General features: G+C 62.0%; 16 protein-coding genes. 4 read left to right on the top strand and 12 right to left on the bottom strand.

Going from position 1 to position 13,572, the window contains the following annotated elements:
• Positions 1–122: 122 nt before the first annotated feature.
• The 8 genes from rplT to G405_RS0107415 form a co-directional block, all read right to left on the bottom strand.
• On the bottom strand, positions 123–482 hold the full coding sequence (gene rplT / locus G405_RS0107450) for a 50S ribosomal protein L20 (RefSeq protein ID WP_022700890.1): 360 nt from the start codon (positions 480–482) through the stop codon (positions 123–125).
• Between the two features lie 49 nt (positions 483–531).
• Positions 532–735: a 50S ribosomal protein L35 gene (gene rpmI / locus G405_RS0107445; RefSeq protein ID WP_028284624.1), complete on the bottom strand. Its 204-nt coding sequence runs from the start codon at positions 733–735 to the stop codon at positions 532–534.
• Between the two features lie 188 nt (positions 736–923).
• Positions 924–2,693 (bottom strand): hypothetical protein, encoded by a 1,770-nt coding sequence (locus tag G405_RS16490; RefSeq protein ID WP_051143338.1) that lies wholly within the window; start codon positions 2,691–2,693, stop codon positions 924–926.
• Between the two features lie 126 nt (positions 2,694–2,819).
• Positions 2,820–3,281: a pre-peptidase C-terminal domain-containing protein gene (locus G405_RS0107435; protein ID WP_022700888.1), complete on the bottom strand. Its 462-nt coding sequence runs from the start codon at positions 3,279–3,281 to the stop codon at positions 2,820–2,822.
• 101 nt (positions 3,282–3,382) lie between these two features.
• On the bottom strand, positions 3,383–4,330 hold the full coding sequence (locus tag G405_RS17100; protein ID WP_199285740.1) for a peptidase: 948 nt from the start codon (positions 4,328–4,330) through the stop codon (positions 3,383–3,385).
• A gap of 223 nt (positions 4,331–4,553) precedes the next feature.
• On the bottom strand, positions 4,554–5,093 hold the full coding sequence (gene infC, locus G405_RS0107425) for a translation initiation factor IF-3 (protein ID WP_040705371.1): 540 nt from the start codon (positions 5,091–5,093) through the stop codon (positions 4,554–4,556).
• A gap of 100 nt (positions 5,094–5,193) precedes the next feature.
• On the bottom strand, positions 5,194–6,180 hold the full coding sequence (locus G405_RS0107420; RefSeq protein WP_022700885.1) for a glycosyltransferase family 9 protein: 987 nt from the start codon (positions 6,178–6,180) through the stop codon (positions 5,194–5,196).
• Positions 6,181–6,184: 4 nt separating this feature from the next.
• Positions 6,185–7,303, bottom strand: a complete 1,119-nt coding sequence (locus G405_RS0107415) for a glycosyltransferase family 4 protein (protein WP_022700884.1) — start codon at positions 7,301–7,303, stop codon at positions 6,185–6,187.
• A gap of 107 nt (positions 7,304–7,410) precedes the next feature.
• On the opposite strand from G405_RS0107415, the gene G405_RS0107410 reads away from it, so the two are divergent.
• Positions 7,411–8,154 (top strand): alpha/beta hydrolase, encoded by a 744-nt coding sequence (locus G405_RS0107410; RefSeq protein ID WP_028284622.1) that lies wholly within the window; start codon positions 7,411–7,413, stop codon positions 8,152–8,154.
• Here the strand turns inward: G405_RS0107410 and G405_RS0107405 are convergent.
• Entirely contained in the window at positions 8,151–8,999 is an 849-nt protein-coding gene (locus G405_RS0107405; protein WP_022700882.1) for an SDR family oxidoreductase, read from the bottom strand. The two genes, G405_RS0107410 and G405_RS0107405, sit on opposite strands and share 4 nt — an antisense overlap.
• Before the next feature lie 62 nt (positions 9,000–9,061).
• On the opposite strand from G405_RS0107405, the gene G405_RS16480 reads away from it, so the two are divergent.
• Positions 9,062–9,694 (top strand): tetratricopeptide repeat protein, encoded by a 633-nt coding sequence (locus G405_RS16480; protein ID WP_022700881.1) that lies wholly within the window; start codon positions 9,062–9,064, stop codon positions 9,692–9,694.
• Between the two features lie 312 nt (positions 9,695–10,006).
• Positions 10,007–10,525: a CC0125/CC1285 family lipoprotein gene (locus G405_RS0107390; protein ID WP_022700879.1), complete on the top strand. Its 519-nt coding sequence runs from the start codon at positions 10,007–10,009 to the stop codon at positions 10,523–10,525.
• A gap of 78 nt (positions 10,526–10,603) precedes the next feature.
• On the opposite strand, the gene G405_RS0107385 is transcribed toward G405_RS0107390, so the two are convergent.
• From G405_RS0107385 to G405_RS15315, 3 genes are all read right to left on the bottom strand, one after another.
• Positions 10,604–10,888: a TMEM165/GDT1 family protein gene (locus tag G405_RS0107385; RefSeq protein ID WP_022700878.1), complete on the bottom strand. Its 285-nt coding sequence runs from the start codon at positions 10,886–10,888 to the stop codon at positions 10,604–10,606.
• Between the two features lie 159 nt (positions 10,889–11,047).
• On the bottom strand, positions 11,048–11,821 hold the full coding sequence (locus G405_RS0107380; protein WP_022700877.1) for an SDR family NAD(P)-dependent oxidoreductase: 774 nt from the start codon (positions 11,819–11,821) through the stop codon (positions 11,048–11,050).
• 144 nt (positions 11,822–11,965) lie between these two features.
• Positions 11,966–12,466 carry an Hsp20/alpha crystallin family protein gene (locus tag G405_RS15315; protein ID WP_022700876.1) on the bottom strand — a complete coding sequence of 167 codons (501 nt, stop codon included), beginning with the start codon at positions 12,464–12,466 and terminating at the stop codon, positions 11,966–11,968.
• A gap of 178 nt (positions 12,467–12,644) precedes the next feature.
• Here G405_RS15315 and G405_RS0107370 point away from each other — a divergent pair, with 178 nt between their 5' ends.
• The gene (locus G405_RS0107370; protein WP_022700875.1) at positions 12,645–13,505 is read left to right on the top strand and encodes an isoaspartyl peptidase/L-asparaginase family protein; all 861 of its coding nucleotides are present in this window, start codon (positions 12,645–12,647) and stop codon (positions 13,503–13,505) included.
• Positions 13,506–13,572 lie beyond the last annotated feature (67 nt).

Genomic DNA, 13,572 nt, shown 5'->3' with positions numbered 1-13,572 from the left:
GACGAGCAATCATTCAGATAGGGGTTTAGCGAGGCCCGCGCCTGATCTCAAACGCGAAAACGCCCGCCTGCAGAGTCTGCAGACGGGCGCTTGTCACAAGCTGTCGAACAAACGAGTTCGACTTAGCCCTGCAGAGCCTGCTTGGCCTGTGCGACCAGAGAGGCGAAGGCTTCGGGCTCATGCACGGCGATATCGGCGAGAACCTTGCGGTCCAGCTCGATGCCGGCCTTGTTGAGCCCGTCCATAAAGCGGGCGTAGGTGAAGTCGTTCAGACGCGCAGCAGCGTTGATCCGCTGGATCCACAGCGCGCGGAAGGTGCGCTTCTTGGCGCGACGGTCGCGATAGGCGTACTGACCAGCCTTCTCCACCGCCTGATTGGCGACGCGGAAGGTGTTTTTGCGACGGCCATAATAGCCTTTCGCCTGATCAAGAACTTTCTTTTTCCGGGCGTGACGGGCCGGGCCGGAGGACACTCGAGCCATTCGGGCTGTCTCCTAAATCTTTTTAAAAGGTGGGCTTAGCCGTTCCGCCTTAGCGGTTGTACGGCATGTATGAGCGCTTGACGACTTTAGCGTCCGGAGCCGCCAGCGCGGAGGTGCCGCGCTTTTGACGGATCTGTTTCGGGGTCCGCTTGATCATGCCGTGGCGCTTGCCCGCCGGGCCGGCCATCACTTTACCAGAGGCCGTGACCTTGAAGCGTTTCTTGGCGCTTGATTTGGTCTTCAGTTTCGACATTTCGCTCTCCATTCCTGCGGGGAAATCCGACCGTTCAGGGCCAGTCTTTCCAGCGTTCTCAGCCGCCCGGCATGTCGATGAAGCCGGGGAGGCTGGTGAGTAAGAGCGGGGGTTATACGCGCCCCCGCCCAAAATGCAAGGCGCCCCGGTCCGCCCGAGGCGCCTTTTATACCGTGCTGATACGCCTGTTAGTCGCTAGGCGCGTCGAACTCGGAGATCATCAATTGCGCCGAGGACGGCTCGCCGCTGAACACGCCCACATAAATATCGTAGACGCCGCTCAGCGCGCGGTCGAACTGGAGCGCCGGGTTCAGGCCCGGACCGCCATCATCATTACAGGCCCAGCTGCCATCAGGCAGATTGACGGCCAGGGTGGTGTCGCGCTCGGCTTCCACATAGATCGACAGCGGTCCGTCCGCTCCATTCCAGCTCAACTCGGCCGTCGGCGCGGCAGTATAGTTGCCGCTGCACCAATCGGTATCCGAGGAAATACCCGACGAACTGGCTTCAAGCGGGCCGCCCGCCTGCACCGAGATCCGGTACGGGTCCGGAACGAAACCGGCATCCAGCTCATGATCGCCGTACATCGCCGGCAAGCTCAGATCCACACGCGAATTGATCGGGTCCGCGCCGCCGCCAATCTCGGAGACATAAAGCGTCGCCGGGGACGTCTCGCTTTCGCTGTAGAACCGACCCACATAGATGTCATAGACGCCGCTTTGCGGATCATTGATCTCTAGGACCGGGTTCAGGCCCGCGCCGCTATCATCATCACACATCCAGGCGCCGTCCGGTCCGTTGACCACCAGCGTCGTATCGTCATCAGAGACAGCGGAGATGAAAAGCGGCGCCTCACCAGCCGTGAAGTCGAGCTCAAAAGTCGGCGCGCGAGTGACATCACCAGCGCAATACCCCATCGAGACAACGCTGTCCTGCACCGCCATATTCGCCTCGATCGGGCCGCCGGCCTGCACCTGGACCGCCAACGGGTCGGGCATGAAGCCGGCGCGCAGCGACCGTGAACCGAACAGGGCCGGCTCGGTCAGGTCCAGACGCCGGTCGACGCCCTGAAAGCCAATCTCGGAAATCGACAGAACGCCATCCGCGGTCACGCCCCGGTCGCCCAGAAGACCTGTCCAGATCAGATACTCGCCGCGTTCGGGGGTTTCGATGTGCACGCCGGGATTGAGGCCGATCGCATCGTCATTGCACAGCATTTCGCCAGACGGCGTCTGCACCGCCAGAACGCCGTCGCGCTCGCTTTCCATGGCGATATAGAGCGGCAAGGAACCCGCGCGATAGGTCAGCGCCAGGTCGGGTGCTTCACCTGAATAACCGTAGCACATATCGCCCAGCACCTCGAGCCGCGCCTCACCGCCCGCAATGACATCAATCAGGCGCGGATCATCACGGAAGCCTGCGCGCAGGCGCAAAGCCTGATCAGCGGGCAAGCTCGCGTTCGGCGTCACGCTGAACGGATTTGAGGTGTCAAAACCGACCGTAGAGGCGTGAATCTGGGCCGGCGGCGTGCCGACGCCCGCTGAATACGTCCCCAGCCAGAGCTCGTATACGCCGCGCTCGGCTTTCGCAAACACCAGGCCGGGGTTCAAATCACCCGCGCCGTCATCATCACAATGCAGATCGCCGTTCGGCGTGCGAACCACAAGCATGGTGTCTTCGTCCGCGCCTGCAGACAAATACAGGTCTTCGCCCCCTGCATACTCCACAGTCAGCGTCGGCCCTTCGGTGATATAGCCGTAGCAGCCCTGGCTCAGCAGATCCGCGCTCCAGGCGCCGCCCGCTCGGACAGCGGCCTCAACCGACCCCTCTCGCAGACTCACCCCGCCATAGGCCGGGTCGCCAGAGAAAGACTGCGCGGAGGCGGTCGCGCCCAGGCTCACAGTCATCGCGAGGCCCAGAACGGCCGCGGATGCGGCGTATTTCAATGATGCAGTCATGTCGTCCCCCTTTGAAATCTCAAGATCAGTCAGTGTGTGACTGAAAAACAGGCCAGATCATGTCGATCCGGCGCCGGGCTCGGAATACCTTGTGATCCGTCGGAACAAGGCGAGCCCGCATTAGGCTTACTGGCTGTAGATCTCGGAGATGTGCAGATCCGCAGGGCGTATGCCGCCATTGCTATAGGTGCCGACCCAGATGTCGTATTGACCCGTTTGCGGCGCATTGAAACGGATCGACGGATTGGAGCCGTTCCCGCCATCATCATTGCACGCCCATCCGCCGTTTGGCGTATTGATCACCAATGTGGTGTCGGCTTCCGAAGCGACCGAGATGATCAAAGGCAGGGAGTCGCCGGCGCGATAATTGAGCCGCAGGTCAGGCGCATTGGCGATATAGCCGGTACATCCGATATTGGACGCCGAAATCGAACCGCCTGCATCCAGGCTGACGACATAGGGATCCGGTGAAAATCCGCTCGAGAGGCTGACAGTGCCGTAGGTCGGGCTCAACGAAACATTTTGAGCCTGGGCGGAGACGGCGATCAGGCCGACAGCTGCAACGGCGGTAATCAGACTATAGCGCATCTCAAGACCCTTTCGGTTCCCTGCTATCCTCCTGCCGGCCCTGACGGCTCCCCCATCAAAGCGGTGTGCGCTGACGCGCCTGGGGCGCGTCAGCGAACCGGTTACTTCCGGGACGGGCGGTAGCCCATTTCAATCTCGGAAATCATCAGCGTGGTCTGACGGTCACCGCGTGAATAGGTGCCCACATAGATGTCATAAACACCCCGTGTGGAGCTGTTGAACTCGATCCCGGCATCCGTGCCGATCTCATCGTCAGAGCAGTACCACTGACCATCCGGGCCATTGATGGCGAGCGTCGTGTCGGCATCTCCGTCCGTATAGATGTAGAGAGAGCCATAGCCGTTGTAATCAAGCTCGACGCTGGGTTCGCGCGTGACATAACCGCGGCAGGACCCGCTGCCATATTCCAACGCGTCACTAACTGACACCGAACCACCCGCCGTCAGGCGCAGCTGATACGGGTCAGGCAAGAATCCGCCATTGAGCGTGATGTCGGCGAAACGGGACGCCAGAGAGATATCCAGAGTGTCGCCGTAATTATAGCCGCCCGCGCCGCTGCCTGCGCTGTCACGCGTGTACTCGCCGAGTTCAGAAACAAACAAGGTCGCAGGAACGCCAGAACCGCTCAGATAGGTGCCCACCCAGATATCATACCGGCCGGAAGACGGGTTCGAGAACCGCACCAGCGGATTGAGTGGGCTTTCCGCGCCGTCATCATCGCAATACCAGCGACCATCCGGGCCATTAATGACCAGCGTTGTGTCAGCGTCTGAATCCGCCGAGAAAATCAGCGGGAAAGAGCCGGCGCTGTAATTAACCGAAAAGTCCGGCGCATTGGCGATATAACCGCGGCAATCCGAGAACCGGTCCTGCGCGCGGATCGATCCGCCCGCCGTCAGATTGCGCACGTAAGGGTCCGGCGTGAACCCAGCGCTCAAGGTGGCCCGTCCAAAGGAGGGCGGCTCAGTAAAGTCCTGAGCCAGAGCCGTAGGTCCGGCGAAAAGCGCCGCCGCAAAAACACTGGCCGTCAGCGTTACAGATTTCATCATGATGTCGTCCCCCGTATTCCCCCGCAGCAGGCTGCGGATCATCCGTTCACCTTAAGCAGGCTTGGTTAAAAGGGCCAGATCGAACCTTGATCGACCACCCCATTTTTCAAAAAGTCTCGAGGTCTATTGTGGTGATGGAATCTGAACGGCGCATGAAAAAACCCTACCGCTCAGAGCGATAGGGTTTTTTAGAAGCCGGAATGCGGCGAAACGTCCGAAAACGCTAGCGCGGGGCCATCACCATAATCATCTGGCGGCCTTCGAGCTTGGGTTCGAACTCGACCTTGGCGACTTCGTTGAAGTCCGCCTTGACGCGATTCATCACATCCATGCCGCGTTCCTGGTGCGCCATTTCGCGCCCGCGGAACCGCAAAGTCACTTTGACCTTGTCGCCATCCTCGAAGAACCGGGTCATGGCTTTGGTTTTGACCTGGTAATCGTGGATGTCGATGTTCGGACGCATTTTGATTTCCTTGACGTCCTGGGTCTTCTGTTTCTTTCGAGCTTCGGCCTTTTTCTTTTGCTCTTGGTATTTGAGCTTGCCGTAATCGACGATCTTGCAGACCGGCGGGTTGGCGTTCGGCGAAACTTCTACAAGGTCAAGACCAACCTCTGACGCGGCTTCAAGCGCTGCGTCAATTGGCATTTCACCTTGTTTTTCCCCAGATTCATCAATTAACAGAACCCGCGGTACGCGGATTTCTCTGTTGATGCGCGGCCCTTCTTTCTTAGGCGGGGGCGCGGCATGCGGACGTCGTGCTATGCGTCTTCTCCATGGCGACTGCGAGTGGAACGCGCAAAGTAACTGACTTTGTGCGTGAGCGGTAGCGAATACCGCGAACAACAGGCGAAAATCAAGGTCGTCACGCCGCGTTTGAGGCGTCAGCGAAGCCTCCAGCACAGCGCATGGCCTGCACAGCCTCCTTTGCATTGATCTGCGCCAGGGTCGGCGCATGCATCAGCAAGGTGGGCGACAAGCCCCGCGGCGCGCTCTCAAGCGGTGCGTTATCACCGGGATGGAAGAGCACGGCGGGTGATCCGGCCGCGGCCATCAAATGCAGCAATCCAGCCGCCTCCCCAAAGGCGCAGCTGGCCTTCCGGCCAAGCCCGGCCAGCTGAATAAGGTTCGCCCGTCCGGTCAGATCCCGAGCGCCGGGCGTGACATGAGCCACATACCGGCCCACTTCGCGCGTGTTCGGCCCGCCAACGATGACCGGCTCCACACCGGTCTCAAGAAGTTCGTGCGCCAAAGACGCCCAGCGCTCTTTCGGCCAGCGTTGCGCGGGCAGCACGTCTTCTCCGGCAGGCGCGAACAGGGCGTAGCGGCCCAGAAGTCCGAAATACGCCGGCTCCAGCGTTCGCGAGCGTTTGGCGACGAAATCAATCCAGCTCAAATCGGGCGGCGGCGCCTCGCCCAGAAGATAGGTCGTCGGCCCCAGACCGGCCTCCCCCAGGCGGGCGGCCATCTGTTCCAGCGGATGGCCCGGACGATCAGAGCGCGGCGCAGCGTTGACCCAGCGCGTTTTGGAAAACCGGACGGCGCGGCCGATCTTTTTCGCGCCTTCGCTGCCGCACAAATCATAGATCACGTCAAAGCCCGAATTGCGGGCCGCCTTGAGCCGGTCAAAGAAGTTGCGTTTGGCGGTGTCGTCGAGATTGGTCTCCACCGCATTGAAATAGGGGCAATGCTTGAGCAGGCCCTCATATTCCTCGCCGCACAGCAGCGTGATCCGCGCCTTGCGGTGATGATCGCGGATCATCTTGGCGGGCGCCAGCATGCGCACCACGTCTGTGAGCGCGCCTTCATGGATCACCAGGATCTGTTCTTTGTCAGCTTCGTCTTCGGACATGGGCTTAGTCTAGAAGCTCCCGATAGACCCGCAAGGTGGCTTGTTGCAGTTGCACCTTGGAAAAATGCGTTCTGACGCGCTTGCGCGCAGCCAGCGCCAGAGTGTTGGCGCCTTCAGCGTTCAGTGACAAGGCGGCTTTGACCGCTTTGGCCCACGCCTCCGCATCGCCCGGCGCCGCGCGCCAGCCGGTTTCGCCGTCGCGAACCACTTCGCGCGCGCCGCCATGATCGGCGACGATCACCCGCGCGCCCATGGCCTGGGCTTCGGCGGCGGTGCGCCCGAACGCTTCAGGCTCGAGCGAGGGGCAAACCACCAGGTCCGCCGCCATATAGGCCGCCGCAATGTCTGTCGTATGGCCCGGCAGGGCCAGATCGACGCCCGCCGCATCCGCCGCGGCCTTGATTTCGGCCTGGTATTCAGGCTTGTCGCCGCCTTCGCCCAGACACACCAGCAAAGGGCCGGGATCAAGCTTGAGCCGCGCCAGCGCCTCGATCATCAACAGCTGACCCTTCCACCGGGTCAAACGGCCGGGCAGCACGATAGCGAGCTTTTCAGGTCCTGCGCCCCAGGCCGCGCGATGGGCCTTGATGCGCTCCGGATTGACCAGCGCGGGATCAAACTGGTCAAGATCCACGCCGCGCGGGATGACCCGCAGCCGGTTCGGGTCGATCTCATGCTCTTCGCGCACATGCCGGGCGGTGAACTCTGAGTTGGCGATCACCCGGTCGCCCTGCGCCATGATCGAGTTATACCAGCGCTTGAGACGGGATTTGGCTTTGTAAAAGCCGTGATAGGTGGTCACGAACGGGATGTGCGTGCGACGCGCCGCCCATTTCGCGCTCCAGGCCGGCGCGCGGGAGCGGGCGTGAACAATGTCGATCTTTTCAGCACGGATCAGCTGCGCCAGCTTGTCCGCATTGGTCCAGACCTTGAGCGGGTTCTTGGTGGCCATCTCCAGCGTCACATGGCGCGCGCCCAGCGCTTCAAGGTCCGCCACAAGTCGCCCCCCGCTACTGGCGACGACCGCCTGACCGCCATCGGCCAGAATGGCTTCGGCCATTTCAATGACCGTGCGCTCCGCGCCGCCCGCATGCATCTGGGGGATAACCTGCAAGATATTCAAACGCGTTCGCCTTATACGAGCGGACAGGTTGACGGCCCGCGATATGATCAGATAACCGCGACCGGCCCGGTCCGTAAACCATGAGCGCCGCACTGGAGGCCGATGAGATGACTCAGCCCAAACACCTCGACCGCCCAGGCCAGCCCCGCCTCGCTTATTTCGACCGTCCCGGACAGGGGCCCGGCGTGATGTTTCTGGGCGGGTTCAAGTCTGACATGACCGGAACCAAGGCCACAGCGCTGCAGGACTGGGCGAATGAGAACGACCGCGCCTATCTGCGCTTTGACTACAGCGCGCACGGCGCGTCCGAGGGCGCCTGGCAGGACGCGACGATCACCCAATGGAGGCAGGATGCGCTGGACATGCTCGACCAGTGCACGGACGGGCCGCAAATCCTGGTGGGATCATCCATGGGCGGCTGGATGGCGCTGCTGGCGGCGATGGCGCGACCAGATCGGGTGAAAGCGCTGGTGTTGATCGCGCCTGCAGCAGATTTCACCGAAAGCCTGATCTGGGAGCAATTGCCCTTCCACATTCGCGAGCAGATCGAGACCGAGGGCCAATGGTTGCGGCCCAACGCCTATGGCGAGCCCTATGCGATCACCAAAACCCTGATTGAGGATGGGCGGACCTGGAGCCTCCTGAACGCGCCCATTCCCTTTGACGGCCCAGTGCGGATCCTGCATGGCTGGCAGGACAAGGACGTGCCGTGGAGCCATGGCCTGCGCGTGCTCGAACAGCTCACCTCAACAGATGTGCGCTATGAGCTCTCCAAGGCCGGCGATCATGGATTGAGCACGCCGGAAGATCTCAAGGCGTTGGTGGACGCAATCGAAAGCGTCAGCGGCTAGCGCTGATCCCAGATCGCCTGAAGCCCCTCCCGCCAGCTCGGATAACTTGGCCGCCAGCCCAGCGCCGCCTTGGCGCGGGCGTTCGAAACGCGGCGACATTCCGCATAAAAGCTCGCCTGCATGGGGCTGGCCTTGTCAGGATCAAAGGCTTCGATGCGCGGGCCGGGCAGGCCGGCGATCTGCGCCGCGCCGGTCATGACATTGGGCTGGGTGTCCGGCCAATCATCGGCGAGATTGAACGCGCCTTTCGCTTCGGGCTGCTCAAGACTCAACGCGATCGCCTGGGCGATATCGTCCGCGTGGATGCGGCTGAACACATGGCCGGGCACGTCAAAAACAACCTTGTCCGCCTCCAGCCGGTCAAAGGCCGAACGCCCCGGACCATAGATGCCCGCCAAGCGGAACAACCGCGCGCCATGCTCCAACCATTGTGCTTCCGCCTGAGCGCGCCGGATCGAACGGTCCTGACCGGGGCTGACGGGTTCATACTCAAACGCCCAGCCCCCCTGCCGGTCGCCATAAACACCGGTGGTGGAGAGATATCCAAGCCATTTCCCGCTCAGGGTTTCAGCTGGCAAGGCCGGCAGAAACGGATCGCCCGCTTCGCCTGGCGGCGCGCAGGCGAGCACGGCGTCGCAGGCGCTGACCGCCGTGCGCAAGGCGTCGCGATCGTCTGGCTTGGCCGGATCGGCGAGGACAGGCTGATACCCTTGCGCCCGGATCTGCTCGGCCTGCTCGGCGGATCGCGTGGTGGCGGAAATCCGCCAGCCTTCAGCGCTCAGTCGCCGGGCGACCGCCTTGGCGGTGAAGCCGAACCCCAAAAGACAGATGCTGCGTGCGCCCATGGACGTCTCCTTGATCTGGCCGATAGGCTTAGCGCTCAACCCAGCCCGAGGGAAACCCGCCCATGGCGCCAGTGCTCATCGTGTCCGTGCTTCTTGCAACCGCATGGACCCCGCCGCCCAGTGATCAGGACCGGCTTGAAACCTGCCTGAGCGCCATTCAGGACGATGCTGAAGACGCCTATGAAGACGCGCTGACCTGGCGGCATCAAGGCGGCGGCTGGCCCGCAGAGCATTGTGTCTCTCTCGCTCTGATCGCTTTGGGACAGGAAGCGCCCGGCGCGCTGCGGCTACGCGAGGCGGCGCTGGACGCGGAGATGGCGAGCGATCCGAGCCGCGCCATCATGCTCGGCCAATCGGGCGACGCCTTTCTGGCCGCTGAAGAATACGATCAGGCCTTGATCAGCTTCACCGTCGCGCTGGACTTCGCCCCGCACGATGCAGGACTTCTGGCCGGGCTCGCCCGGACCCATCTGGCGCTTGAAGATTTCAACGCCGCCGAAGACGCCGCCAGCCTCGCCCTGTCTCAGGACGATGCCCGACCCCTTATCTGGCGCTTGCGCGCCGAAGCGCGATTGGGCTTGCAGGCTTATGATGAGGCGCTGAGTGATATTGAAACCGCCCGCGCCCTGTCGCCGGAGGATATCGACATCCTGGTGCTCCGAGGCCGCATAATTGACGCGCGACGCACCGGTTAAGGCTTTTCAAAAACAACTTTTGAGTGCAATCTTTCTCCTGAAACCGTACAGGAGGTTGTTATGCGGCGTTCTCTCAACATCTTGGCGCTCGCCAAGTCGACATCCCAAAAGGCGCACAAGGCAGGACGGGGTCGGACCCTGTCGGACAAACGCCGTCGCCTGCTGAACACGGATAATGTCGTCGTGCTGCGTGGCAAGCACATAGCATTCTAGCCGTTCAGTCCCGCGCCAAGGTTAAATTTGTCTTCACATCTTCACTTGGCGCCCGCTTCTCCCCATATTTTGAGGAGAGGTCATGAGAGGACTGAGATCATGCTGCGATCCATCACCATCATCACTCTGGCCGCCGTCCTGGCGGGCTGCGCTGGCGGTCCCACGCCCTATGCCCCGGCAGGCGACAGCCGGTACGGGCTGACCGAGCAACAGGTTGAATCCGACCGTTTCCGAATAAGCTTCAGCGGCAACTCGCTGACAGACCGCGATACGGTGGAGACCTATCTGCTCTATCGCGCCGCTGAGCTGACGCTGTCTCAAGGCTATGACTATTTCCGCCTCGCCCAGCGCGACACCGAAACCGAGACCCGTCTGGTCGGTTCCAGCACATATGATCGGTTCGGCCTGCAGTATCGCTATTACCACCCCGCCTATGGCTGGTATGGCCGTTACGATCCATTCTGGAATGATGTGAACATCCGCGAAGTCACGCGCTATGAAGCGATGGCGGAAATCGTTCTGGGACGCGGCGCCACGCCGGATACGCCCGATGCCTTCACCGCCCGCGAAGTGGTGCAGAATCTCGGGCCGCGTGTTCAGCGCCCAGTCGAAGGCTAAGCACACGCTCCGACCACAGTCATGAATGCAACAGGAAACGCGCCTGCTCTCATGAGCGGGCGCGTTGTCTTTTTAGGGTCAGGCGGCGCCCAGCGTTCGAAAATGATCAAACACCGCAAGCGCGCCCAGCGCGATGAACACCACGCCTGAAATCAGCTTCAACGGCAGACGCGCCAGATGCTCGCCCGCATACTGGCCGACAAAAACAGCGATCGCCGTCGAACAGACCAGCGCCAGCGACGACGCGGCGAAAACTTTCCAGGCCCGGCCGGGATCGCCGGCTGCAAATGCAGCGGAAGCGATTTGCGTCTTGTCGCCCAACTCAGCCAGAAACACCGCCAGAAAGATCGCTGCAAAGCCCATCCTGCTCTCCCTATCGAAATAATCGAGCGTGTCAGACAGGATTTGCGGAGCTTCAGCAAGGCGGGAAGGCTGAAAAAGGCAGGCAGAGCCTGGATCAAATCATAACAAAACCCCGCAGCTTCCGCTGCGGGGTTTGTTCTTCCAGCGCTAAAACCGCCCTTATTTCGGGGGCATGCGCGCGCCGGCGTCCAGACGGACGCATTCGGCGTTGATGTAGTCATTGGACACCATGAAGGCGACCAGATCGGCGTATTCCGCCGGGGTGCCGAAACGCTGCGGGAATTGCAGGTTCGCAGCCAGATTGGTTTTCACTTCCGGCGGCATCTGCTCGTAGATCGGGGTTTCAAAGAAGCCCGGCAGGATGGTGTTCACCCGCACGCCTTCACGCGCCAGATCACGCGCCATCGGCAGGGTCATGCCGTAGATCCCACCCTTGGAGGCGGCGTAGGCGACCTGACCGATCTGGCCGTCCTGAGCGGCGACGGACGCGGTGTTCACGATCACGCCGCGGCCCGACGCATCGGGCTCAAGCTCGAGCATGCCGGCGGCGGAGATCGCTGCGCAGTTGAAGCTGCCCACCAGGTTCACATTGATCACCAGCTGGAACTTGTCGAGCTGGTGCATCACGATATCGCCCTTGGAGGACCGACGCGCCGTCTTTTCCGCCCAGCCGATGCCGGCGCAGTTCACCAGAACCCGTTCCTGGCCATGTGCGGCGCGCGCCTTTTCAAAACCGGCCTTCACGCTTTCAGGATCGGCCACATTCACCTTGGCGAACACGCCGCCCAGTTCCTTGGCGACCGCTTCGCCACGCTCTTCATTGAGGTCGAACAAGGTGACCTTGGCGCCTTCGGCGGCCAGGCGGCGGGCGGTGCCTTCGCCCAGACCCGATGCACCACCGGTGACGACTGCTGCGATGCCTTTGAAGTCCATGAAATTCTCCCCTTTGGGCTTTATCAATCGAAGGCGTGACGCCGGAGCCCTCCGGCGCGTTCGAAAACTTCATACCGCGGGCGCGAACAAAAGAAAATGCGCCGCCCCGGTTCGGGCGACGCAGAGGTCAAACTCTGAAGGGTATTATTTTACCGGGACTTTGCGACCCGCCGCCACATCTGCGCGCTTGGGCAGGGTGACCGTCAGCACGCCGTTTTTAAACACCGCGTCCACAGCCTCCACATCGGCGTCCCGGGGCAGGGTCAAAATGCGCTTGAAGGCGCCATAACGGCGCTCGGCGTACTGGTGATGCTTGCGGACGGATTTGTGCTCGTCTTCCTTGGATCCTGAAATGGTGAGCAACTGATTGTCCGCCTCGACCACAACATCGTCTTTCTTCAGGCCAGGCAACTCAGCCGTGACCACATAAGCGTCATCCGTCTCGCTCATATCCACAGGCGGGTTCATCGGCCCCCATCCGTTTGCGAGCGGCCAGGCTGGCGTCGACATCCAGGGCAGCGGCGCGCCTCGCCAGAAGTTCTCGGCCACATCCATCATGTCGGTTCGCAGACGTTCAAACGCCTCCATAGATCCCTGCGCAGGCAGCATGGAACGTTCAGTCGGCGTCGTGTCCGTGTCAGTCATCTCACTCTCCCTGTACTGATCAGCTCTATGGTCCAGTCAGCGTAGCGACTGGAATACCCATACTACCAGAAAGGGAATTGCATGCGTATGCGACCGCGCGACGCGTCCGCCAGCCCCGCTAGGCGCTTGCGTTCAAGGGTGATAAGTCAGCCCTGCAATTCAAACCGATGAGGGCGTGATGACGACACCGGTTCTGGTTCTCCATGGCGGCGCGGGCGTGCTGGCTCAGCGCAGTTATGATCGCGAGATCGATCATCTCACCGCCCTCGCCGAACGCACCCGAGACGCGTTGCTGGCGGGTCAGTCCGCATTGGACGCCGTGGTGGAGGCTGTGGCCGATCTTGAGGCCTCTGGGCTTTATGTGGCCGGCAAGGGCAGCGCGCCCAACGCGGCGGGCCGGTATGAGCTGGACGCAGCGGTGATGGACGGCGCCAACCGCAATGCGGGCGCGGTGTCCGCCCTCACCGGCTTTCTGTCTCCCATCCGCGCGGCTCGCGCGGTGATGGAGACCACGCCCCATGTGCTGCTGGCCGGCAAGGGGGCGGAAGCCTTTGCGGAAAAGGCCGGGCTGGCTCAGGTTGACGATCCTGACGCGTATTACAAATCCGCCGCCGACCCGGACCCTCGCCCCATTCCCACCGGTACGGTGGGCGCGGTGGCTCTGGATCTCGGCGGACGGCTCGCCGCCGCGACCTCGACCGGCGGCACGCTGAACAAGGTCTGGGGACGAGTGGGCGATACGCCCATCATCGGCTCGGGCACCTGGGCGGATCAGCGCGTGGCGGTGTCTTGTACGGGGCAGGGCGAGTATTTCATGCGCGCCAACGCCGCCGCCGACGTCTCCGCCCGCGTCAAATATGCGGGCAGGCCGCTGGCGGAAGCCGTCAAAGGCGCGCTCGAAGACGTGGCGCAGCTCGGCGGGGAAGGCGGATTGATCGCAGTCGACGCCTCAGGCGCGGTCACCGCCCAGTTCAACTCCCCCGGCATGAAGCGCGCCATCGTGCATTCTGATGGCCGTATCGACGTGAAGATGAGCTGATCCGCCTCGCCAACCACTGCAAAAAAGCCCCGACCGATCGGTCGGGGCTTTTTTTACTGTCCTTGAA

Source organism: Oceanicaulis alexandrii DSM 11625 (genome assembly GCF_000420265.1).
Lineage (GTDB): Bacteria > Pseudomonadota > Alphaproteobacteria > Caulobacterales > Maricaulaceae > Oceanicaulis > Oceanicaulis alexandrii.
The sequence above is the reverse complement of the archived record's forward strand: the minus strand, read 5'-3'. Positions and strand labels throughout refer to the sequence as shown.